A 25,649-nucleotide genomic window follows, 5' to 3' on the forward strand; every position below is an offset into this window, starting at 1 on the left:
GGGGCACCTTCTCAGAAAGGTGCCCCTCTTTAATGTGAATATGCGTATTGTGTAAAAAGTATAAGTATATGTACAAATACATGGGCTTTACTTTCGCATATAATGGAATTATATGTAAAAATAATTAAAAAAAAAGCCAAATACTGTACTAAATAACCAAGAATAAAGATGAAAATCAAAGTCAGAGGTGATGGAAGTGCAATGTTGAGTATTTCAGAAGGAGGTAATATAACAAGAGTATTGTTTCGGAGGAGCTAAGAAAACAAAAAAGATGATTGGAAAGGAAGGTAAATGTATGAAGAAGAAGCAGTTATGGAAAAAGATTCTGCCGGTGTTTTTATGTACCTGTCTGGCGGTTCAGCCGGTTATGCCGGCAAACGCAGCAGGGGGCGCTGATGAGAAAAAGTCCGTATCCACAGCTGACCTGAGTGGACCGGAGGGCACTGATGGATTATACCAAAAGGATTTTTCAAAAGATAGTATCGACGGGTTTACGGTTAAAAGCGGGACGGGCACATTGACTCAGGGGGATGGAAAACTTCAGGTACCTGCAAGTGGTACAAAACTGGTAATCGATGAGAACTCGCCGGAACTTAAAAATACGGAGGTAGAATTTGAAATTGACCCTGCAAATAATAATGGAAACTTTTATGCAGTTGTACGGTATGCAGGACCCGATTCCTATACGGTAATTGGTAATGGCGGCGTTGGAGGGAATACATCGCCCTGGTATCTGAAAACCAGCGGCGGTCGTACCGTGTCGCTTTTATCCAGCGGCAACACTTACGGGGATGGTCAGAGGCTTTATGCAAAACGTCTGAAACCTTATAAGCTTCGCGTAAGGGTTGTTGAAAAGGTTGTTACGGTATTTTTGGATGATGCAGAGATCTTTAATGGTGAAGTACCGGAAATTACCATGGATACCGGAAAGTCCGGCATGTATTTTGAAGGTTCCGGCGGCGGTATCCGGAAATTTTCCGTGTCTTCCTCAAATACTATTGAACCTGTAACAGGCAGTATTACGGAAAAAGAAATTTCTTCAGACCAGATGTCAGTAAAAGTTGATGCTGATTTTCCAAGAGTAATCAGCTATAACCTAGACGGCAAGGTTATGCAGGGACAGGAAGTTCCGTACCATGCCCTGGAGATTAATAATAAGGCATATGTACCCGCCGTGACTTCAAAAATTGAGGGAAACAAGGCAACGTACCATATGGAAGCAGGGAGCATGTCTTTTGATACCGTGTTGACGGTGAGGGATAATGTAATGGTGATGACCCTGGAAAACATATCTGATGGGATTAAAACCATTCATTTTCCAAAACACAGCCTGGTATCTGTAAGCAGTGATCAGGCAGGTGCAGCACTGACCGTGAATGATAACAGAACCCAGAGCAGTATAGACCTGACAGCAAATCCTGCAGAGGATCCGGCATACAAGTCAGCAGTTATTACGGTTGTAAATAATAATGAGCTGGCGGCATCTATCCGGAACGATTCTTCAAAAGATTACAGCGGCGTGGCTTACCAGACGATGAAAAACGGTGACCACTATACAACAGGGCTGTGGACAAATGAGTTTCTGGTGAAAGGTTTGGATGACAAAGATTTTGAGAAGCCTTATACGGCGGTTGCGATTACGGCGGACCGGAATGCAGATGGTGCGATTGACTTTCAGGATGGTACAATTGCGTATAGGGATGACTGCTATGCGGATGAATCAGATCTGAAGATTCCGGGGGCAGAAGATGTTATGCAGTCCTACACCAGCGTGGCAATGAACGTGGGCAGTGCAGCACAATATCCGTTCCTGCGTATTTTAGATAATGTTAAGAAGTTTAATCTGGGAACAGATGGATTTGAACAGATGATTATCCTGAAGGGATATCAGGGGGAAGGGCATGATGCAAGTCATCCTGACTTTGCAAACTATAATAACCGTGCAGGAGGTCTGGAAGACTTTAACACCATGCTGTCTGAGGGTGAGAAATATAATGCAAACTTTGGTGTGCATATCAACCATACGGAGATGTACCCGGAAGCGGGCCAGTATGCAGTAAATGAACTGAATACCGGAGTAGGTGCATGGAACTGGTATGACTCCGCAGTAAATATGATTCGTGAAAACGATATATTAATGGATGGAAGTACGATTCCGGGAGGCAATATGGAGCAGAGGCTTCAGCAGCTTAATTCAGATACAAACGGAAAACTGAAACTGATCTATGTTGATACTTATTTTGATAACCGCTGGACGTCGTACCGTCTGCAAAAAGCAATCAACGAACTGACTGACCAGGGAATAGCGGCAGCGACAGAGTATCCTGAGAAAATGACAGGAAGGAGTGCCTGGGCACACCATATTAACAGTACTTATTCGGGTGCGGGGAATATGGTACGTTTTGTCTACAACGGACAGAAAGATATTTTCGGACAAACAAGCCTGTTCCGCGGCGAGGGCGGACGTGTCAATGGTTTTAACGGCTGGCAGGGAGCAGATGATTACTATGCAACCATGAGAGATTTCTTTACGAATTTGTTGCCGAACCGTTTTCTGGCCCAGTATCCGATCAGCCAGTGGACCAATAATAATAAAGCGGTTTTAGGCAGGAACAATGAAGTTGTGACAGAAATGAGAAATGGTAAGAATGTGATCAGCCTGAATGGAAATGAAGTGGCAATTGGCAATCAGATCTTCATCCCATGGACGATTGACGGACAGGACAAGATCTACCATTATAATGAAGCCGGAGGGGAAACAACCTGGACACTTCCGGAAGACTGGAATTACACTACGGTAAAACTATACAAACTGACATCTACCGGAAAAGCAGATGAACAGATCATCAATGTGGCAAACGGTGCTGTCACCATCACGGCAGATGCAAGGCAGGGATACGTGGTATATCCGGGAAGTGCAGCAGCAGACATACCGGATATGGCATCTTATGACTGGAGCACAGGCAGCCTGGTAAAGGATATGGGATTTGACAGTCATACTTTCGAAAATGGTTGGACAAATATCAATAATAATCCAAATGTTACATTTACAGATACCAGTATCGGAAATACAATGATTCAGATTAAAGGCAGTGAAGAAGGCGGAATCGAACAGGAGATGAACGGGCTTACCGGTGGGCAGAGCTACTCCGCGTCTGCTTGGATCCGCACGGCATCCGGAAGAAAAGTACATATATCAGTAGAAGATCAAAATGGCCGGGAACTGGCAGCAAACTATATTGATAGTTCCAATGTAATATATGGTGTTCACCATACAGATAAATACAAAGAATATTTCCAGAGAGTAAAACTTACCTTTACTGAACCACAGGGGCAGACATCGGCAGTCATAAAGATCAAGGCTGATGCAGGCAGCGAGGATGCCGTGGCAACTATCGATGATGTACGCGTGATACCAGTCGGTCTGACAGATCAGGGAAGCCATTATTTCTTTGAAGATTTTGAAAATGTAGACCAGGAATACGGGCCGTTTGTGTCAACGGAGTCAGACCAGAGTCACTTATCTGAAATAAATACGGTTAACCCTGCATTAACAGATGATGTAATTGAAGGACGCTACTCATTAAAAGTCCGCAATGGTGATTATATGAGGACACTTTCCCATCGTGTCCGCTTAAAACCAAATACAGCTTATACGGTAGGCATCGATTATAAGGCGAAGGCACAAAATGCAGTTGTCCTTGGGGTGAAATCCGACAAGGCACTGGCAGCAGAAGATACAAAAAATGCAACGCTGATACTCAAACCATTGAGCGGTACCGGATACGGGCAGAAGGAAAGCGTAAAAGTAACTTTTACAACCGGTAATTATGATGATTATTATATTGACCTTACAAAACAGAGCGCTTCCGAATATATCTTTGATAATTTCTATGTAGACGAAGGGAAAGCAGCAGATATTCAGGAGTATACATTAAGCTTTGCACCTGGTGAAGGAACTGTCACAGGGACAAACCCGGAAGCAGTCACAGCATCAGAAGGTACGGCAATTGTATTGCCAAAGAATCCTTACACCAGAAAGGATTATAACTTTGTCGGATGGAATGACGGGAATAAAACATACGAAGCCGGTGATACCTACAGTATGCCGGGACGTAATACTACGTTGACCGCTATGTGGGAAGAAGGCGGAATTACTTATACAAAAATTCCAAGTGACGAATTAACAGCTGTTGCAGAAAGTCAGGAGAACAATACTCCGGGAGCGGGAGATGGACCAGGCAGCAATGCAGTGGATGGAAATGAAGATACAATCTGGCATACAGCGTATGGTCATGCACCACAGGCAGATATTCCAAATGACCGTTATAATGGAATTACCATTGATCTGGGCGGGACGTATGATATCGGTAAACTTGAATATGTTCCAAGAAAAAATGGTCCAAATGGAATTATTACGGGATATAAATTATACTACAGTGAAGCTGAAACGGGAACATATGAAGAGGGTGCATTTACGGAAGTTCCGGGAGGAAGCGGTACCTGGGCAGCAGATGCTTCTAAGAAAACCGCAAAGTTCTCTGTGGTGACTGCACGCAGGCTGATGCTTCGTGCTACGCAGGCTGGAGGTGGATTTGTCTCAGCTGCTGAAATCTATGTATATCAGGCACAGAAAAATGATTATGAATATGAAAAGGTGGAAGTAAAAGCAGCAGCGGCAGAAAGTACACAGCCCGGATATCCAATTACCAACATGCTGGCAGATAATGATTCGATCTATCACAGCAGTTGGAGCGGCGGAATCAATATGGCACAGGGAATTAACAATAAGCTGACCTTTGATTTTGGGGATATCTGTAAAATTGGCAAGCTGGAATATCGTCCAAGGCAGGACGGAACGAATGGAATTATCAAGGAATTTAAGCTGTACTACAGTACCACGGCAGACCAGGATGACTGGCAGGAAGTTCCGCAAGGACATATCGTATGGGCTGCAGATAAAGAGAAGAAGACAGCTGCATTTGCGCCGGTAGATGCCAGAAGGCTGCAGATGAGAGTGCTCCATTCTATGGAAAATGTAGCCTATCCGGATGCAGATCCAGCAGATAAATATATCTCCGGACAGTATATGGCATTCTACAAAGCGGTGGAAACGGAAGAGCCGGGTGATGACAGCCTGGTTATTACACCGGGTTCATGCGGGTGTACTTTCAGCGGCCTGGTTTTCGACAACCGCAAGATTGTTATACCGAAAAATGCAGACCAGATTACAGTAAACTTGTCCGCAGAAGGAATGCTCGTACCGTGTGAGACACCAGGCCATGACCAGGAGGACATCAGCTACTCCTTTGAAATTGCAGAAGGAGTTGCAGGGGCAGCCATATCCGGAACAGAGCTCAGGGTTGGTTCTACGGGAGTTATAAAAGTACGTGCTATTGCGGAAGTAAACGGAGCAAAAGCAGTACGCACATCCGTATTTACCATAGTAAAAGGTGAATATACAGTAACTGCACAGGCAGACCCGGCAGAGGGCGGAACTGTGAAAGGGACTACAGATGTGGAAGCGGGCGGAACTGCAGTATTGACGGCAGAAGCCAACGAAGGATACACATTTGGCGGATGGTATCTTGGGGAAGAAAAGGTAGGCGAGGAACCTGCTTTCACTACGCCGGAGATCACAGAGGACACCGTCTATACAGCTAAGTTTATAAAAGACTTAAAAGACGTAACAATTACAGCCCGTTCGGAAGACGAAGCAGCAGGAAGCGTATCCGGCGGCGGTACAGTTAAGGAAGGGGAAAAAGTCACCCTTACCGCCAAGGCACATGAGGGTTATACCTTCGAGGGCTGGTATCTGGAAGGCGTAAAAGTATCCGATGAATCCGTATATGAAATTGAAGCGGCAGAAGATGCAGAGTATATTGCCAGATTTATAAAAAATGCACCTGCCAGGGTAACCATTACCGTACAGTCTGAAGATGAAACGGCAGGAACGGTATCCGGCGGCGGAAGTGTAAACGTTGGTGAGACAGTAACCATATCTGCCACAGCCAATGAAGGCTACACATTTGAAGGCTGGTATCTGGGAGAAACAAAAGTATCTGACCAGGCGGAACATAAAATAGAAGCAACAGAGGATGCCGTATACATTGCACGGTTTACGAAAAATGCGGTACAGCAGGTGACGGTTACCGCTGAAGCAACAGAAGGCGGAACGGCAGAAGGGACTGCAACGGTAGATATTGGAACAACGGTAAAACTTACTGCAGCAGCGAACGAAGGCTATGTATTCGAAGGCTGGTACCTGGATAATGTCAGGGTATCCGAAAATGCAGAGTATGAAGTGGTAGCAAAAGAGGATATCACTTATGTTGCGCGGTTCACAAAAGCAGAAGAGCCACAGCCGGAAATGGTGAACATTACCGTACAGTCAGCAGATGAAACGGCAGGAACCGTAAGCGGCAGCGGAACCGTTAAGAAAGGTGAAGAATTTACCATAACGGCATTTCCAAATGAAGGCTACACATTTGAAGGCTGGTATCTGAATGATGAAAAAGTATCGGATCAGGCAAGCCTGACCTTGAAGGCAGAAACAGATGCTGTGTATACAGCACGATTTGAAGAAAAGCCAAAAGAAATGATCACGATTCAGGCAGTGGCAGAAGCCGGAGGAACCGTAACCGGCAGCGTGACCGCAGAATATGGAAGTGCGGTAACCATTAAGGCATATCCGCAGGAAGGCTATGTATTTGAAGGCTGGTATATAGGGGATATGAAAGTATCATCACAACCGGAATATACAATAAATGCTTTACAGAACACCGTATATACCGCAAAATTTATTAAGAAAGAAGCGCCGAAGCCACAAAAAGTTACCCTTACCGTGAAAGCGGAAACAGGCGGTACAGCAACAGGCGGTCAGACAGTGGATGCCGGAAGCAAGGTTGATTTAACGGCAAAACCATCCGTTAAGTATACGTTTGAGGGCTGGTATCTCAATGGAAAGAAAGTATCCACAACCGCAAAGTATACGGTAACGGTTTATGAAAACGTAACTTATACAGCTAAATTCAAAAAGATTACGGCGCCGAAAAAAGTAAGCGGATTAAAAGCATCTAATCTGAAAACTAACCAGATGAAATTAACCTGGAATAAAACCAGCGGTGCAAAAGGCTACGAATTAAGCCGCTATAATCCGGATAAAAACAAATGGTACGTAGTAAAAAACACAGGCCAGACAAGTTATACGGTAAAAGGCTTAAGCGCCGGAACAATTTACAAATACAGGGTAAGGGCATATACGTTATCCGGAAGTAAAAAGCTGTTCGGTAAATATTCAAAATACTTAAAGACAGCAACGACACCGAAAAAACCGGCACTCTCTGCTAAAGCAGCTTCTAAAACAAGCGTGAAGCTTTCCTGGAAAAAGGGAACAAAGGCAGATGGATTTGCCATTTATATGAAGACCGGAAAAGGTGGCTTTACCAGGATTAAAAACGCATCTGCAGCACGTACTGCATATACAAAGACAAAACTGAAAAAGGGTAAGACTTACCAGTTTAAGATGCGTGGATACAAGAGGGTTGGAGATACTAAAATATATGGAAATTATTCGAAGGTTCGAACAGTAAAATTGAAATAAAATAAGATATATTAAAACACCCTCTGAGCAGGGCAGTGATTCTTGATATTTATAAACAGGTTATGTTTATAAACAGGAATAGCTGCCTTGCTTTTTTTCTGTCATGGAATACAAAGTATCAGAATCGGGGATAATGTAGAAATACTTCATATATCGGAGGAGAGATAAATTATGGATGACATCATTGTAAGGCTGCATTCGGTAGAAATAAAAAACTTTAAAAATACTGCATATGGAAAAGTAGAGATGCCTTCCCGGATCCATCAGGGCATAGTGCTGGATACTTCTGAAATATTGGGGATTTACGGACAAAATGGCTCCGGAAAGACTACGGTAATTGATACGCTTTTCTATGTGCAGAAGATAATCATGGGGCTTAGTATTCCGGAAGAACTGGTTAATTATATTACCAGCGGGCAGGATTATGCTAAAGTAAAAGCAGTGTTTCTGGTGACCGGAAAGGAACGGCAGTTTGAGGTGGAGTATGAGCTTTGGTTCCGCAGAACAGAAGAAAATACTGCTGTTATTTCAAAAGAATCATTATCGGCTGCTAAGATCGTACAGGGTGAGTACACACAAAAGTATTTATTTATGGAATATACTGCAGAAGATACGGAAGGTGTATTTACGCCAAAAGAAATGCTGGAGGATGTGATTCTTGGAAATGAAGAGAACGGTACGAACCTGATTGTAGCAAAAAAAGTTGCCCGGATTCATAATTGTTCCTACATCTTTGGAGAGACCAGCCGGGAGATTTTCTGTAATGAGAGTGGGGAGAATTTTCTGGATTATGCATTTTTGATTCAGTCCCTATACAACTATGCAATGATGGATCTATTTGTTATCCGGGATTCGCACTCCGGTGCAATCAGCGCGGATTTTCTTTTGCCCGTGGCATTTCGGGTTACAGACCGCAAGTCAGCCACCAGAGGTGATTTTGTAATTGCTTTAAAAGAACCCACTCTTGTGGAGGAAAGCCGTTTTGAACTGTTGAAGCAAATTGTGGGGGAAATAAATATCGTACTTGCCACCATTATACCGGGTATGACATTGGATATTAAAGATTATGGACAGCAGCTTGTGGAGAATGGCGGTGTCGGGCGAAAGGTGGATCTTACTTCCAGGCGTGGTGAGATGGAGATTCCCATACGATTTGAGTCAGATGGAATCGTTAAGATTATTTCCATCCTCAATGTGCTGATCCGGGCATACAGCGATCCGGGCATCTGCCTGGTTGTGGATGAACTGGACGCCGGTATTTATGAATATCTATTGGGAGAGCTTCTGGATATATTCAATAAAGGGGCAAAAGGGCAGCTGATATTCACTTCCCACAATCTGCGGGCTTTAGAAATGTTGGGCAATGACAGTATCTTGTTTTCCACAGCCAACCCGGACAACCGGTATATCAGAATGGAGCATACGGGAAACAGCCTGAATCTGCGGGATGCCTATATTCGCAGCATCACCTTAGGCGGACAACAGGAATGTATCTATACCGATACGGACAGTATCAAGATTGCAAGGTCATTTCGTAAAGCAGGGAGGGAAATTATAAATGCCAGATAAAGAGAAGAAAGTGATTATATTTATTGTGGAAGGTCCCAGCGATGAAGGAGCAATCGGATCTATTGTGAAGGAGTATTTTTCAAGCAGTGAGGTAAAGTTTCACGTAATTCATGGGGACATCACGGCCCGGGGAAATGTGAACTCTGACACGATTATTAAGAGAATCAATGACTGTATGGAGGATGTTAAAACAAAATACAGATACACGGATGAGGATATCTTAAAAGTCATCCATCTGTCTGACCTGGATGGTGCATTTGTGACTGCGGAAAATGTCATACAAAAAAAGTCAGGTCCCACGGTTTACTATACCGACCACATTGAAACCTCAAATGTAGGTTCTCTGATAAAGCGAAATCAATTGAAATCAGAGTTGTTATATAAGCTCTCAGCTACCGGTAAAATTAACGAAGTGCCTTACTGCATTTATTATATGTCCTGTAATCTGGAGCATGTGTTATTTAATGAACTGAGGGAGTTTAGCAGTGAAGAAAAATGGGAGTACTCGGATACTTTTGCAGAGAGGTTTGAGGGAAAGCCGGAAGAATTCATTGAATTTTTAGGAAAAAATCAGGTGGCGGTAGATGGAACCTATAAAGAAACCTGGGATTTTATACAGGAAGGGGAAAATTCGCTGAATAGGTTTACTAATTTTCAATTGGCATTTCAGGGGTGAATAGCGTAAAAAAAGTGATTGACATAAAATTAGTTCGGCGCTATAATTGTTTGTGACCAAACAGTTATAGCGCTAATTTTATGTAAGAAAGGGATCGTAAATGAGAAAAAGAGACGTTGGACGTGAAATACATGCACTTTCCAATCTGCTGGGCCGCAGGATAGAAGCAGAGAAAAAGCAGCAGGGAATGCAGGACGTTACACCCATGCAGACCTGGATTATAGGCTATCTCCAGGAACATAAGGGGCAGGATATCTTCCAGAGGGATATTGAACGCGATTTTACGATTACCCGTTCAACAGTAACCGGAATACTGAAGCTGATGGAGAAGAATGGATTAATATACAGAGTCAGCGTTCCGGAGGATGCAAGATTAAAGAAACTGATACTTACGGAAACGGGAGAAGCAATGTATCAGAAAGTCAGGCAGCATATAGAAGATACGGAACGGATGCTTGTCCAAGGGTTTACGGAGGAAGAAGTGGAAGCCTTATTAAACATGATGGACAGGTTAAGAGTAAATCTTGAGACTCTTTAGGCGGCTGCTGTACGATTGCAGTAGGAACTGGCGGACCCGGCCGGTAAGCTGGGATAGATATGAGAAACATGCATCTGCGTGTTTCTTATATTTTCCCTATAATGTTTGGCTACAAACAGTATGTATACGAATTATTCGTGTACAAACAGATAATGTGGAGGTAAAAAAATGATTAAAAAATTAATGAAAAGTATACGGGAATATAAACGGGATTCCTTATTGACTCCTTTTTTCGTATCGCTGGAAGTTGTAATGGAGGTAATTATACCGCTTCTTATGGCAATGCTGATTGACTATGGAATCGATGGTAAGGATTTGGGATACATATGGAGAATGGGGATCTTTCTGGTAGTATCCGCCATGATATCCCTCATATTCGGGGCACTTTCAGGCAAGTATGCAGCCAGCGCCTCGGCAGGATTTGCAAAGAATCTGAGAAAAGATATGTATTATAATGTACAGAACTTTTCATTCTCTAATATTGATAAATTTTCAACGGCAAGTATCGTTACAAGGCTTACCACAGATATAACAAATGTGCAGAACGCTTATCAGATGATTATACGAATGGCGGTGAGAAGCCCGATTATGCTGGTGTTTTCCATGATTATGGCATTTGGCATTAATGTGCAGATGGCCTTTATTTTCTTATGTGCCATACCTATACTGGGGATTGGACTCTGGGTGATTATGACAAAAGCGCACCCCATATTTGAACGGGTATTCCGTACCTATGATAAATTAAATAATGTTGTCCAGGAAAACCTTCACGGAATCCGGGTGGTAAAGTCCTATGTACGGGAAGAACATGAGAACGGAAAGTTTAAGGAGATTTCCGGCAGTATTTATTCTGATTTCTCAAAGGCAGAAAAACTGCTGGCTTTTAATATGCCGCTGATGCAGTTTTGTATGTATGCATGTATGCTGCTGGTTTCCTGGTTTGGTGCAAGGGCAATTGTGGCATCCGGAAATAATCCGGCAGTGGGGATGTCAACTGGACAGTTAATGAGTTTGATTACTTATGCAATGCAGATACTGATGAGTCTGATGATGTTGTCCATGGTATTTGTAATGATCACCATGTCAAGAGCTTCTGCCGAGCGTATCGTAGAAATTCTTACTGAGGAAAGCAGCCTGAAAAATGGGGAACATCCGGTAATGGAAGTGAAAGATGGCTCCGTAGTATTCGCAGATGTAAATTTCAGTTATGCAGATGATCAAAATAAATTGTGCCTGAAGAATGTAAATCTGGAAATTAAATCCGGTGAAACCGTTGGGATTATCGGTGGAACCGGTGCGGCAAAGACCACCCTTGTCCAGTTAATACCAAGGCTGTATGATGTGACTTCCGGCAATCTTCTGGTTGGAGGCAGGGATGTGCGCAGTTATGATATAGAAACCCTCCGGGACCAGGTAGCTATGGTGCTGCAGAAGAATATTCTCTTCTCCGGAACGATTAAGGAGAATCTCCGCTGGGGAAATGAGTCTGCAACGGATGAAGAATTGATACATGCATGTATATTGGCCCAGGCGGATGATTTTGTACAGAGTTTCCCCAATAAATATGATACTTATATAGAACAGGGAGGAAGTAATGTATCGGGAGGCCAGAAGCAGCGCCTCTGTATTGCCAGGGCCCTCCTTAAAAAGCCAAAGATATTAATTCTGGATGATTCAACCAGTGCCGTTGATACCAGGACCGATGCCATGATACGAAAAGCATTTGCAGAAGAAATTCCTGATACAACGAAATTTATTATCGCCCAGCGTATCTCCTCCGTACAGGATGCGGACAAAATCATTGTTATGGACGGCGGGTATATACAGGATGTGGGTACCCACGAAGAACTGCTTGCAGGCAGTAATATTTATAGAGAAGTATATGAATCCCAGGTGAAAGGAGGCGTGGAAGATGAATCAGAACAGTCAAAATAAATCAGAAAAGAAAACAATGGAAAAAGTAAACGGAAAAGTAGTGAAGAGACTCTTGTCCTATATCGGGCAGTATAAACTGCGCTTTACCTTAGTGCTTATCTGTATCCTGATCAGTGCACTGACCAGTGTAGCCAGCTCTTTGTATCTGGAGACGCTGATCGATGATTATATAACACCGCTTTTACTGGAAGCGGCGCCTGTATTTACGCCGCTTCTGAGATCTGTCCTGTTTATGGGCTGCATCTATCTGGCTGGTGTTGTGGCAACGCTGCTCTATAACCGGCTTATGGTTGTAATTGCCCAGGGAATTCTCAAAGATATCAGAGACTCCATGTTTGCAAAAATGCAGACATTGCCCATCCGGTATTTTGATACCCATGCCTATGGAGATATTATGAGTCATTATACAAATGATACCGACACGCTGCGTCAAATGATGGCTCAGAGCATACCGCAGATGTTTTCTTCAATGATCACCATTGTGTCCGTATTTTTTGCAATGCTGTTTACCAGCTGGCAGCTGACCATATTTGTGCTGATTTTTGTATTTATTATGCTGAACGTGACGAAGCTGATCGCGGGAAAGAGCGGCTACTATTTTATCCGCCAGCAGGCAGCGCTGGGGGGGCTGAATGGTTTTATTGAAGAGATGATAAACGGGCAGAAAGTAATTAAAGTATTCTGCCATGAAGAAAAGGCTAAGGAAGAATTTAACCAGAAAAATGAGGAACTTTGTGCTGATGCCACTCAGGCAAATGCTTTTGCCAATATATTAATGCCTGTTATGGGAAATCTGGGAAATCTCCAGTATGTGTTAATTGCTATTTTGGGAGGGACACTGGCGCTGACAGGAATGGCCGGGCTTACCATCGGAACGATTGCTTCCTTCCTGCAGTTGAGCAGAAGCTTTGTAAATCCCCTCAGCCAGATATCCAACCAGTTAAATATGGTTGTTATGGCACTGGCTGGCGCAGAACGTATTTTTAATCTGATGGACGAAGAACCGGAAGTGGATGAAGGGTATGTAACGCTGGTAAATGCAGTCTATGACAAAGCAGGAAACCTGACAGAAGCAAAAGAGCGTACCGGACTATGGGCATGGAAGCATCCTCATGGGGATGGAACACTGACCTATACAGAACTAAAAGGAGAGGTACGGTTCTACGATGTGGATTTCGGATACAATGCAGATAAGATCGTGCTGCATAACATAACGCTGTATGCAGAACCGGGGGAAAAACTGGCATTTGTCGGTTCAACGGGAGCAGGGAAAACAACAATTACCAATCTCATCAACCGTTTTTATGATCTGGCAGACGGTAAGATCCGTTATGACGATATTAATATTAATAAAATTAAAAAAGACGACCTTCGGCGTTCCCTGGGTATTGTATTGCAGGATACCAATCTTTTCACCGGAACCATTATGGAAAATATCAGGTATGGAAAACTGGATGCTACTGAAGAAGAAGTATTTGAAGCGGCACGCCTGGCAAATGCAGACAGTTTTATCCGGAGACTGCCGGATGGATACGATACGGTAATTACCGGAAACGGAGGCAGCCTCTCCCAGGGACAGCGGCAGCTGATAGCAATAGCCAGAGCGGCAGTGGCTGATCCTCCGGTTATGATTCTGGATGAAGCCACTTCTTCCATTGATACCAGAACGGAATCTATTGTTCAAAGGGGAATGGACGGGCTGATGCATGGAAGAACGGTATTTGTAATTGCCCACAGATTATCCACGGTACAGAATTCAGATGTGATCATGGTATTGGAACAGGGGCGGATTATAGAACGGGGAAGCCATGCAAAACTGATCAGTGACAGAGGGAAGTATTACCAGCTCTATACAGGAGCTTTTGAGTTAGAATAAGGGGATATTTTGTATAAAAGTATAAGAATATCATAAATGTGTAAAAAATACTCAAAAAATTGCAACGATAAATGCCAATTGCTAGTGCTATAATGTCAAAGACAAGGTGAAAATTCGTATATAAATTGTACGATTTACACAAAACAAACCTTAAGAAGGAGGACATTATGGGCAAGAGAAGAAAGAAACTATTGAGCATGGCATTGGTTGTCGGTATGGTAGTATCCAACCTGTCACCGTATACGAATGTACTGGCGGCAGAACCGGATAATGTGTCCACGGGGAGTGCAGAAACAGCGGAGTTAAATGAAGACCCCGGCGATGCACTGCCCCCTGGGACTGCAAAGGCAATTAAGGAGACAGAGTCAGAAACAGAACCAGAAACAGAACCGGTCAGCCGGGTGGAGACAGAAACAGAAGCAGTAAGGGAATCAACGTCGCAAGCAGAGACAATTGCAGAGACAAACCAGGTGGAAACAGAAAAAGAAACAATGAGTGAAACCGAGACACAGCTGACAGAAGAAAACGAGACTGAAACTGCCAGGGAGACAAAGAATAAAAATGCAGCAGCAGTCAATAATGTGGATGTAAATGGATTGTTTGCAGAATATTATACGACTTCCGGTAGTGGAAAGAATGTGAAACTGGATGCACTCAAGTCAAAAGGTATTGATTATAATATTAATTACGGGGATTTGAATGCCAAGCTGATGCTTACAACGGGAAAAGATGATTATGCCGGCATCCGCTGGAGCGGCAGAATCCGGGTACCGGAAACAGCGGATTACACCTTCTACGGTCTTGCTGACAATGGAATCAGACTGTGGGTGAATGGAGAGCAGCTGTTTAATTACTGGGACGGCGAGTCCTGGGATATATTACAGACAAGTAAAGGAGTAGCATTAGAAGCAGGAAAATTCTATGATATTAAAGTAGAATATTTTGACTACAGCGGAGGCGCACATGCCACTTTATCCTGGAGTAATAACAAAGGATTGAAGGACAAGAGTACCATTCCGTCATCTGCATTTTTCCTCCCCTCTGATTATAATGGAATTTATATTGGAAGCATCGATACTTCCCAAGCGAACCTGAAGGAAGGCGAAGACTTTAAGGGGGATGTAACAGTAAATGGTTTTGGACTGGATCAGGTGGAAAGTTTTGAGATTGTAAAGACTTCCGGTGAATCCCTGAAGACTCCTGTCTACGCAGAAGTAACCTCACAAAAAAATGAAGAAGCAAAAATTGTAATCCCAAATATGGAAACCGGTACATACAAGCTGAAAATCAAACAGAGCAATACTGCCGTGATTTCAAAAGGCCTTATCATTGTAAAACCGGGAACAGAGGAAGTTCCAACAAGAACAGAACGTCCAAGGGCAGACTGGGAAAGAGAGTCCTATGTAAACTTAAACGGAATCTGGGAGTTCGACTTTGACGCAGATGAAGAAGGAAAAAATGCAGGCTGGTATAATCCGGATCAGGAATTTTCAAGATCCATTAACGTACCGTTCTGCTGGGAATCTTCTTTAAGCGGTATCAGTGACCCTGATTATAAAGGTCAGGCATGGTACAAGAAAACAGTTCGTGTAGACAAGTCCTGGGAAGGCAGAAAAATCTTCTTAAAGTTCGGAGCCGTTGACTGGAAATGCAAGCTCTGGGTCAATGGGGAAGAAGTCGGAGAACACATTGGCGGGTACAGCGCATTTGAAATGGATGTCACAGATCATATGAAAGCGGGCGAAGACAATGTTATAACGCTCTGGGTAGAGGATAAAGGAAGCTACGGCGATGACAGCTATCCGGCATTGATTGGTAAACAGGGAAGAAACGCACCTTGCGGATATATCCATACAAGCGGAATCTGGCAGACAGTGGGTATGGAAGCCAGAAGTGCAACCTATCTGGACAATGCCAAAGCAGTTTCGGATATTGACAATGCTACGGTAACTTATGATCTGGATGTAACCACAGATAAAGACCAGACACTTACAGTGGAATATGATTTTGCAAGCACCGTATATGACATGGAAAATGACGTGGATATCCCTACCGGTTCCGTGGTAGAGGGAAGCCAGGAGATTCAGGTAGAATCAGGTGACAACGAGGTGGAACTTTCCCCGATTGCCATTGCAAACCAGAAACTCTGGAATTACGATGATCCAAATCTTTACCAGGGTACCCTGACCGTTAAGGATATGGATGGAAATGTACTGGATGAACTTTCTACTTACTTTGGACTTCGTAAGGTAGAAGCGAAATATTACAATGAAGACCTGGGTGTAAAATATATTTATCTCAATGATGAACCTGTTTATATGTCAGGACTTCTGGACCAGGGCTTCTGGGAAGAGGGAATCTATACCGCACCATCCGAAGATGCTTTAAAATATGATATTCTGGCAATGAAAGAAGCCGGATTCAATATGATCCGTAAGCATCTGAAAATTGAAGATCCGCTGCAGTATTACTGGTGTGATAAATTAGGAATGATGGTATGGCAGGATATGCCGCATGCAACCGCTATGGTGCCCTCCAAAGAAGGCGGCGAGGCGCTTGGCAGAAAATATTATGAAGAATGCCTGGATGCTGCAATGGAAATGAACTATAACCATCCGTCAATTGTGTCCGTTATGCTGTTCAACGAAACCTGGGGACTGTATGCGGCATATAATGATAACGGCAAGAACCGGAACGTAAAAGCATCTGACGGCAAGAGTACGGCAGAGTGGGTAGAGTACTTATATAATAAGACAAAAGGGGCATATCCGAATATGCTGATTGAGGATATGAGTCCCTGCAACAGTGACCACGTTCAGCCGTCTGACCTGAATACATACCACATGTATCCAAAATCTTATGACGGTACTGTAGGTGATGTGGAGAACAGGGTTAACAATGCATATGTAGGATCAGAAAATAACTATAAGTTCGGCTTTAAGCAGGATGGCGATCCCCTTTTGAACAGTGAGTACGGCGGTGTTGCTGCTTATGACGGCGATTTTGACATCTCCTATTGCTTTAAATTTATGACAGATGTTCAGAGAAGATATGAAAAACAAAGCGGATTTGTATATACAGAGCCATTTGACGTAGAATACGAGCGCAACGGAATATTGACCTATGACAGGCAGAAGAAGATCTTTGGCTATGATGAAATTGCATATGGCGGTGACATGGGAATCCAGGATTTAGTACAGGAGACCTATATCGGAATCGTAGACAGTCCGGTTAAAAATGTAAAACCGGGAGCAAAGATAAAAACAAAGATTATGGCAATGAGCTGGACAAATGATGTACCGGAAAATACCGTTGTAAAATGGCGTTTCGACGGAACAGACATCTATGGAAACAATATCAGCACAGACCTTGCCGGTACACTGGGAATGGAAATTATCCCTTATGAAAAAGCAGAAGCAAGCCTTTCCTTCCATGCGCCTGCCCAGGCTTGTGTTGGAACTTTAACCGTATGGATAGAAGGACCGGATGGAGCAAAAATTGCGAAAAACTTTACCAATATCGTAGTTGCAGATCCGTCAAGCGAGAATAAAGAACTGGTTCTGGATAATGAAAATGGTTCCATTACCATGAAAGCAGCTGTTAATGACCGCAGGATGGTTACCACAGAAGGAACCGGAAGCCAGGATTACAGCTATACATTGCCGGAAAACTTTAACCTGGATACGTTAAATGGCCTTAAAATTATTGCTGAGGCATCATCCTTCAAAGGTCAGACAGGAACTGATAAGAACCATTCTTCTTTCAGCTCTGCATACAGCCAGACAGCAGAGGGCAGGGAGCGGGCATCGGATATGACCGTTTATGTAAACGGCATAGAGGTTGACACGGTTTATCTTCCGGACAACCCAAGGGATATGAGAGGAACACTTTCCCTGAATGCTCCATATAACGGTGCAACCAGTGCAGGTGACTTTGGTTATCTGGTAAATTTAAGTGTATCAAAGGAAAAACTGGCTGAAATTAAAGCCGCTATGGGTGACAGTAAAGTAATGAAAGTTACTTACGCTGTAAAAGAGGATGCAGCAAATCAAAACGGACTTCGTATTTACAACTCCGTATACGGAAGATATGCTGTAAATCCTACCATTATCTTAAATCCAAAAGACATTGAAAAAGCAGATCAGGTAACGGCAGTAAAAAATATTAAGACAGATTCTGATAATTACAGTGTTGAAGGTGTCTTATCCGGCAATTCCAGCCTGAACGTAAGAACGGGCGAAAAAGAAGGATATGTTATCGCTCTTGCAAACGGCGGAAGCAGTATTACCGTTACAAATAAGAAGACAAACCAGGTGATTGGAGATGCAGCAGAATTGGCAGCAGGAAACCATCACGTAAAAGTAACCTTATTTGACGAACAGATTCGTGTATTTGCAGATAACAACCCGGAAGCTGCTATAAATGTATTTGACAGAAGCGGTTTTACCGGAGGAATCACGGTAAATGCATCCGGAACCAATCCAGTAGCAGATCTTGTGGTTTCACCGGAATCCTATGAAGCAGTTAAGTCGGAAATCGATGATACCGTAAAAGATGTTGAAATAACGGATGATTTCAGCGATGCAGATTATGCAAAAAGATATGAAATCATGGGTGGTGCATGGAGTGGAAACGTCGTAAACGGCGCACTGAATATGAGCGCTTCTGATCAGGGAGATAAAATGATAATGAAGGGCATCTCCATGTCAGACGGTATCTACGAAATGGATATCAAAGTAACCAACTCATCAGGAATAAACGGAAATGCAGGATTTTTATTCCGTTCTTCTAACTATAATATTGGACCGGATGGTGCCAATGGATATTATGCAGGTATTGGTGACCGTTATGTACAGCTTGGACGCATGAGCCAGGGATGGAAAGAGCTTGCTAAAGTTACCGTTCCGGAACTGGTTGTAGGAAGTACACATACACTCCGCATTGCAGTATTTGGTTCCCGGATCCAGATCTATGTAGATGATGCCCAGGTTCCATGTGTAGACATTAATGATTCTACGTATCTGGAAGGCGGCGCAGCTGTCAGAGGCTACCGTGTAGCAGCCACATTAGACAACATCCATGTGGCAAGCATCCCGCGTTATAGCAGCACATTTGAAAAAGGCAGTGATGAATGGGAAGCAAACGGAAACTGGAAGACCGTGGACGGAGCTTATACTTCCGCTTCTAAGGGCGCATACTCCCTGATTGACAGCAATAAAATAAAAGATGTTCTGTTTGCAGCAGATGTAAAACCGGGAACAGAGGACTCCGTAACCGCAATGCTGCTGCGTACCGTAAGCGGGTCAGCAGGAATCAGAGGCTATCAGCTGGTTGCAGATGCAGAAAATGATAAAGTACAGATTGTAAAATCGGAAAATGGCAGGACTACTGTTCTGGCGGAAACCGGCATGCGCCTTCAGGCAGGCAGGACATACCGTTTAACTGTGGAAATGCAGGGCTCAGTTATCAAGGCTTATAAAAATGACAACAGAGAAGCGCTTATGATAGCAGAAGATTCGGCATTTACCGCAGGTCAGATTGGTATCATGAATGTAAATGGAACTTCGGCCATCGACAACGTTGCAGTCAACAACCAGTTTATTGACGGCGGGTTAATGAAACCGGCAGATCCAAAAGCGCTGGATGAAATCATTGCAGAAGCACAAAAAGCAGATGCGGGCAAATATACCGCAGATTCTTACAGCAGACTCAAAGCAGCTCTGGATGCGGCCCTGGATGCGGATCGTTACGATCAGCAGGAAATTGACGGGGCAGTTACAGCAGTCAGAGAAGCGCTTAACCAGCTGGTATTAAAACCAGTTGATCTTACGGTATTGAACAGTAAAATTGCAGAAGCGAAGAAATTAGACCCAGGCAGATACACGGCAGATTCTTATGCCAAAGTAAAAGCAGCACTGGCAGCAGCGGAAGCAGTGAATAAAAAAGACCAGGCAGCAGTAGATGCAGCAGCAAAAGCATTAGGTGATGCCATTGGACAGCTCAAGATAAAACCTGCAGACTTAAGTGTATTAAACCAGAAGATTGCAGAAGCGAAGAAACTGGATGTGAACAAGTATACCGCCGATTCTTATGCTAAGGTAAAAGCGGCACTGGCAGCAGCAGAAGCAGTTAATAAGAACGACCAGGCAGCAGTAAATGCGGCAGCAAAGAACTTAAGTGATGCAATGGCACAGCTCAAGGTGAAACCGGCCGCTCCGAAGGTACCTAAGAAAAATGCAGTCTATACCGTCAACAGTCTTGTATACAAAGTAACAAAATCTTCATCCAAAAACGGAACCGTAAAAGTAATGAAGGCAAAGAAAAAATCATATACCTCCATCAGTGTTCCAAAGACCGTAAAATTAAATGGTTATACCTTCAAGGTTACGGAGATCTATAAGAATGCATTTAAAAACAATACCAAATTAAAGACAGTTAAGATTGCAGATAATGTAAGCAAAATCGGCTCTTACGCATTTGCAGGATGCAGAAAACTGAAATCCGTTACAATTGGTAAAGGACTGAAAAGCATCGGAAGCAAAGCATTCTATAATGACAAAGTATTAAAGAGTATCGTAATAAAATCAACAAAAGTCAGCAAAGTTTACAGCAAAGCATTCAGCGGAATCCATAAGAACGCTTATATTAATGTGCCAAACAAAAAGGCATCTGATTATAAGAAAACCTTCAAAAAAGGGAATCCGGCAAAGACGGTAAAGATTAAATAATTGAGAAAAGACTGCTCCGGTTTTTATGGCTGGAAGCAGTCTTTTTTTGATTTTTGGCGGATCGTATTCGACTGGCTCCTATTGGATACGAAGCGGTCACTGAGCCGGGAAATGCATCAGGATTTCCCTGCAAATGCCTGCAAATACCCGCAAATGCCCGCGAATACCCGCATGCCGCCAAAAAGCGGCTAAATCCCATTTATCAGTTTGTATCTTCAAAAGCTTCATGTTATAATCGGAAAAGATAATGAGGATTTGGGGGATGAGTTATGTTTACAGAAAAGAAAAACCGTTTACAATTTACGTATTACAGTAGTTTTTTATTGTTAATTGTGATTCCTATTCTATTTATTATCATAGGGTCGTTTGCCATAGTCAGGACGATGATGCTTCGTTCCGCCACAGAAAAAATTGAACTGGTTCAGGCTAATGTAGAGAAGACCCTGGAAGAAGAGATAGACAATGTCTCCATGCGTCTGTCTCATCTGTGTAATGTAAATAACAGTGATGTATTGGCTTTGGCGGCACAGACAGATGACAGCAATGCATTTAACAAATATAACTTTGAAAAGATTTTACGGGAAACTTTCAATTATATGATGATCCCAAGTGATGATATGCTGGCTTCCGTGTTCTATATGGTCAGCGGGGACAACACTTATATCAAGGATGACCTGGTAATACCCCAGACTGAGATCAAACAGTCAAAGTGGTATCAGCAGGCATTGTCGAACAAGAATAATGTGTGTATAGGCAGTTATTCGTCTAAAGTAACCTATTCTCTAAAGACAAAATATCAGTTTACCATTGCAGCGGGGCTGTCCCCGGACAACAGTCTGGACAGAACGAATAAAATTGAGATGGCAACCTTGTTTATTCAGTCTGAAATCGGAAATATGCTTCGGGAATATAACAAAGAAAGCAGTCTTGGAACCATGTACCTGGTGGACGAAAACAAAGAAGTGCTCCTGAATGTCAGCGATCAGGAAATCCAGCTTCCAAATGATCTGGATCTGAACCAGAGTATATATCGAGAGCGCTTAGGTTTAACGGCATTTACATATCTGGTAAAAGAGATTACCCCAACCGGTTGGAAGCTGGTAAGCGTGGTAGATTCAGAGATTCTGTTGGAGGAATTTAATAAAATTGCTTGTATTATTATAGTGATTACCGTAATACTCTTCATTTTATTTTACCTGTTTTCCAGCATCTTCTTAAAGCGTATTATACATCCGGTCAATGAGGTCATTGAAGGGCTGAAGCAGGTAGAAGGAGGAAGCCTTGACATTCATATTCCAATCAGCGGACAGTCAGAAATCAGAACCATGATCCATTCCTTCAACCGCATGGTGCGCAGGTTGAAAGTACTGATTCATGACAATGAGCAGCAGCAGCAAATGAAACACGAAGCCGAGATACGGGCACTGCAGTCACAGATTAACCCGCACTTTTTGGTAAATACACTGAGTTCGATCCGCTTTATGGCTCAGGTATCAAAGTTCGATGGGATTAAAAATATGGCGGAAGCATTAATTCGCATTTTGTCCTGTTCTTTTCGCAGAAACGGAAGTTTTTACAGCCTGAAGGAAGAGCTGGAGGTGCTCAGCAGCTATATTTTCTTGATGAAAGTGCGTTATTCAGATGGATTTGAATATACAGCAGATGTAGGGGAGGCATGCATGGAGGACCGGGTACCCCGGCTGATTCTGCAGCCGATTATAGAAAACTGTATCGTCCATGGATTTAGTGAAATGGAGGATATCGGGGAAATACAGCTGCGGGCTTATCATGAAGAAGACAAGCTTTGCATTGTCATTGAAGATAATGGAAAGGGCATGACAGAAGCTCAGATTCGTGAGATATTAAAACCAAAAGAAGATAAGGAGGACAATTACAGCATTGGAATATCCAATGTTTACAGCAGGCTGAAGCTGAATTTTGGAGAGACGTGTGAGATGAAAATTGTGAGTGAACCTGGAAAATACACCAGAACAACTATTGAGATACCGCGTAAAAGTATGGGATAGCTCATGAATCAGAGAGGATGATGAAGATGTACAGAGTTATGTTTGTAGATGATGATATGATTGTAAGGACAACACTGCATACGATCGTGGATTGGGAAAAGTTTGGGTTTGAAATTGTGGGTGATGCCAAAAATGGACAGCAGGCATTGGAAAAGTTAAAGGATACCTGCGTAGACCTGTTAATTACCGATATGAAAATGCCAATCATGGATGGTATTACATTGATTAAGCAGGTAAACCGGATGGAACAGGTACCAGTAATTCTCGCGCTTAGCGGTTACGATGATTTTCTGCTGGTGCGGGAGGCATTCCGGCTGGGGGCACAGGATTATCTGCTTAAATCAGATATCAATGAGATTATGCTGAGCAGCCATCTGGAACGCATCGCAGATCATCTGCAAAAGGCGAAGGGGAGCAGTCCGGTGGGGAAAACAACAGTAAAACCAGTGGGAGAAAGCCAGATTCTGCAGGATATGGCTCTTGGTAGGACGGAGTTAAAAGAATCTTTTTTTGCAGATTATTATTATATTGTCCGTTTTGAAATTCTGGATTTCAAACAGCAGGTATTGCGATTTGGCAATGACCTGGAGGATGCATTGATAAAACCGATGCTGGAAATTGCAAATCAGATACCCATGGTTGCTTCCAAATGTACGATCTGCTCCCTGTCGCCTTCTTCTTATCTCTTGTATTATCGTGCGAAGGATGCCGATGAAAATAGAAAGAACCGGGTGCAGTCGGTAAGCAGACAGATACTGAATAACTGGAAGAATTATATGAATCTCCCGGCAATTGCAGGAATCAGCCAGATCGGTTCAGGTGCATCCGGGTTCCTGGAATGCTTACAATCGGCTGGAGTTCTGCTCACATTTCAAAGTGTTTTCGAAAAAACAGATGTATTTACCACGGATATCCAGCAAAAGGTCAATTTACAGGAAGCTATCCAGGCGGGAATCCGTTACCAGGACTTAAAAGACAGCCTGAAATCCCTGGATAATGCGGCATTTGAACAGAGCTGTCAGAGAATTTTCACTAACTTTTACCAAATGGGATTTGAGCAGGCAAAAATAGAAAGCATCTACATGATCTACCAGGTGTCGGTGTCTCTGCGGGAGAATAACGATGATATTCTTAAGGTATTTCCCCAAGAGGTGGATTACTACGAAAAAATACAACGGATAACCAGTTTAAAGGAAATGGAGATCTGGATGACCAATTACCTTCGTTGGATTATGGATTACCTGGAACATAACTATGACAGAAGGCAGAACGATGTAATACAAAAAGCAAAGCGCTTTATCTGGGATAATTATGCCAATCCGGAACTTTCCCTGGGTAATGTGGCGGATTTTGTAGGATTAAATGAAAAATACTTCAGCACACGGTTTACGAAAGAGACAGGAACTACATTCAGCAGTTACCTGATGGAATTCCGTATCTCTAAAGCAAAAGACCTGATTCGAAAGACGGATATGAAAATTTATGAGGTCAGCCAGAGCGTAGGATATAACAGTGTGGAACACTTTAACAGGATATTTAAAAAGCTTTGCCAGATGAGCCCGGTTCATTATAAAAAGGGCGGGAGCAGAGTATAAAATAAACATGCTCTAATACTACAGGGAACAGTTTATAAGTGTCCTGTCATTGTCTATCGCATTCTCGTTCCGAACACCCCCCAGCTACAAAGCGTTCCCTTCATAAAAAACACAAATTTAAGCTAAAACTGTACGCCGTAGTACAAAGACATCTGGATTGAAAACCTTTGTTTTCAAACAGATGTCTTTTTTGCAAGTGTGGGCTGCATTCTCATACCTGACTTTAGATCAATAAAAACAACCAGGGTACAAGGAAATAAATCAAGTTCAATGATAAAATGAGACCAACCAGGTGGGAAGGAGTGGAATAATATGGTAAAAATGAAAAGTTTTAAAGCGTATATCCTGGCAGCGGCAGTGGTTTTAATCGTTGCAGCAGGTATTCTTTTTGCATGTTTTACGGGAAAAAATAAAAAAGTTGTGGCTGCAGTGAATGACATTCCCATCTATCAGGAAGAAATCATATTTGCAGCATCCGAACTGCGGTTGTCAATCCGCAATGAATGGATGAATACATATAACCTGGATTCGGAAGGGTTTTCCTGGGAAAAAAGTTATGACGGAGGGGAAAGTGCTTTAGCTTGCGTAACGGACAGGGCTGTCCGGATAATTGCAGGAGATAAGCTTCTTCAGAAAATTGCCCTGGATAAGGGATTGATGGAAGCCATCGATTACCCATCCATTCAAAAGCAGATGGAAAGTGAGAACGCACAGCGGCAGGAGAAAAAGAGCAAAAACGAGGTGTTTTACGGGATTACGAGTTTTCCTGAGAGCCAGTATTATGATTATCTGAACCAGAACCTGAGACTTCAGGTGATCCGGAAATTAAGTGAGGACGAGTTGCTTGTATTATCGGATGAAGAGATGCAGGAGATCTACAATGAGAACATGGAATATTTCCAAAATGAAGATTTTGAATCGGTGAAGATGAGTGTAAAAGACTTAGGCTTAAAGGAAAAATTTGATCAATATATGGAAGATATGCTTGCGAAAGCAGACATTCAAATAAACAAACCGGAGGTGATGGAGCAGGCAGTTAAGAAGGCAGTGATGTAGCAGAAAAAATAGAAACAGGCTATATCAAAGAAAAAAGGAGGAAAAG

Annotated in this window: 10 protein-coding genes; all 10 read left to right on the top strand. The window is 42.9% G+C overall.

Annotation, left to right across the window (positions count from 1 at the left end):
* Positions 1-295 precede the first annotated feature (295 nt).
* The 10 genes from QR40_RS29970 (at position 296) to QR40_RS17105 (ending at position 25,603) form a co-directional block, all read left to right on the top strand.
* A complete protein-coding gene (locus QR40_RS29970) occupies positions 296-7,603 on the top strand; it encodes an InlB B-repeat-containing protein (protein WP_160295824.1) in 7,308 nt (2,435 codons plus the stop codon).
* Between the two features lie 171 nt (positions 7,604-7,774).
* On the top strand, positions 7,775-9,172 hold the full coding sequence (locus QR40_RS17065; protein ID WP_044296097.1) for an AAA family ATPase: 1,398 nt from the start codon (positions 7,775-7,777) through the stop codon (positions 9,170-9,172).
* Positions 9,162-9,848, top strand: a complete 687-nt coding sequence (locus QR40_RS17070) for a hypothetical protein (protein WP_044296098.1) — start codon at positions 9,162-9,164, stop codon at positions 9,846-9,848. The genes QR40_RS17065 and QR40_RS17070 overlap by 11 nt, the downstream gene beginning before the upstream one ends.
* A 100-nt stretch (positions 9,849-9,948) precedes the next feature.
* Complete coding sequence (locus QR40_RS17075) at positions 9,949-10,386, top strand: MarR family winged helix-turn-helix transcriptional regulator (protein ID WP_027295489.1); 438 nt, start codon at positions 9,949-9,951, stop codon at positions 10,384-10,386.
* 168 nt (positions 10,387-10,554) lie between these two features.
* Entirely contained in the window at positions 10,555-12,321 is a 1,767-nt protein-coding gene (locus QR40_RS17080; protein WP_044296099.1) for an ABC transporter ATP-binding protein, read from the top strand.
* Positions 12,299-14,197, top strand: coding sequence for an ABC transporter ATP-binding protein (locus tag QR40_RS17085; protein WP_044296100.1), 1,899 nt, complete (start codon positions 12,299-12,301; stop codon positions 14,195-14,197). The genes QR40_RS17080 and QR40_RS17085 overlap by 23 nt, the downstream gene beginning before the upstream one ends.
* Positions 14,198-14,364: 167 nt before the next feature.
* Positions 14,365-20,925: a glycoside hydrolase family 2 gene (locus QR40_RS17090; protein ID WP_044296101.1), complete on the top strand. Its 6,561-nt coding sequence runs from the start codon at positions 14,365-14,367 to the stop codon at positions 20,923-20,925.
* A gap of 269 nt (positions 20,926-21,194) precedes the next feature.
* Positions 21,195-22,952: a sensor histidine kinase gene (locus tag QR40_RS17095; RefSeq protein ID WP_044296102.1), complete on the top strand. Its 1,758-nt coding sequence runs from the start codon at positions 21,195-21,197 to the stop codon at positions 22,950-22,952.
* A gap of 26 nt (positions 22,953-22,978) precedes the next feature.
* Positions 22,979-24,547, top strand: a complete 1,569-nt coding sequence (locus QR40_RS17100) for a response regulator transcription factor (protein WP_044296103.1) — start codon at positions 22,979-22,981, stop codon at positions 24,545-24,547.
* Between the two features lie 312 nt (positions 24,548-24,859).
* Positions 24,860-25,603, top strand: a complete 744-nt coding sequence (locus tag QR40_RS17105; RefSeq protein ID WP_044296104.1) for a hypothetical protein — start codon at positions 24,860-24,862, stop codon at positions 25,601-25,603.
* The last annotated feature ends 46 nt before the right edge of the window (positions 25,604-25,649 follow it).

It is taken from the genome of Robinsoniella peoriensis (assembly GCF_000797495.1).
GTDB lineage: Bacteria > Bacillota > Clostridia > Lachnospirales > Lachnospiraceae > Robinsoniella > Robinsoniella peoriensis.

Coding starts and splice junctions, on each gene's coding strand:
- QR40_RS17100 (WP_044296103.1), top strand. CDS start 22,979: ATGTACAGAGTTATGTTTGTAGATGATGATATGATTGTAAGGACAACA.
- QR40_RS29970 (WP_160295824.1), top strand. CDS start 296: ATGAAGAAGAAGCAGTTATGGAAAAAGATTCTGCCGGTGTTTTTATGT.
- QR40_RS17105 (WP_044296104.1), top strand. CDS start 24,860: ATGGTAAAAATGAAAAGTTTTAAAGCGTATATCCTGGCAGCGGCAGTG.
- QR40_RS17075 (WP_027295489.1), top strand. CDS start 9,949: ATGAGAAAAAGAGACGTTGGACGTGAAATACATGCACTTTCCAATCTG.
- QR40_RS17090 (WP_044296101.1), top strand. CDS start 14,365: ATGGGCAAGAGAAGAAAGAAACTATTGAGCATGGCATTGGTTGTCGGT.
- QR40_RS17085 (WP_044296100.1), top strand. CDS start 12,299: ATGAATCAGAACAGTCAAAATAAATCAGAAAAGAAAACAATGGAAAAA.
- QR40_RS17095 (WP_044296102.1), top strand. CDS start 21,195: ATGTTTACAGAAAAGAAAAACCGTTTACAATTTACGTATTACAGTAGT.
- QR40_RS17070 (WP_044296098.1), top strand. CDS start 9,162: ATGCCAGATAAAGAGAAGAAAGTGATTATATTTATTGTGGAAGGTCCC.
- QR40_RS17080 (WP_044296099.1), top strand. CDS start 10,555: ATGATTAAAAAATTAATGAAAAGTATACGGGAATATAAACGGGATTCC.
- QR40_RS17065 (WP_044296097.1), top strand. CDS start 7,775: ATGGATGACATCATTGTAAGGCTGCATTCGGTAGAAATAAAAAACTTT.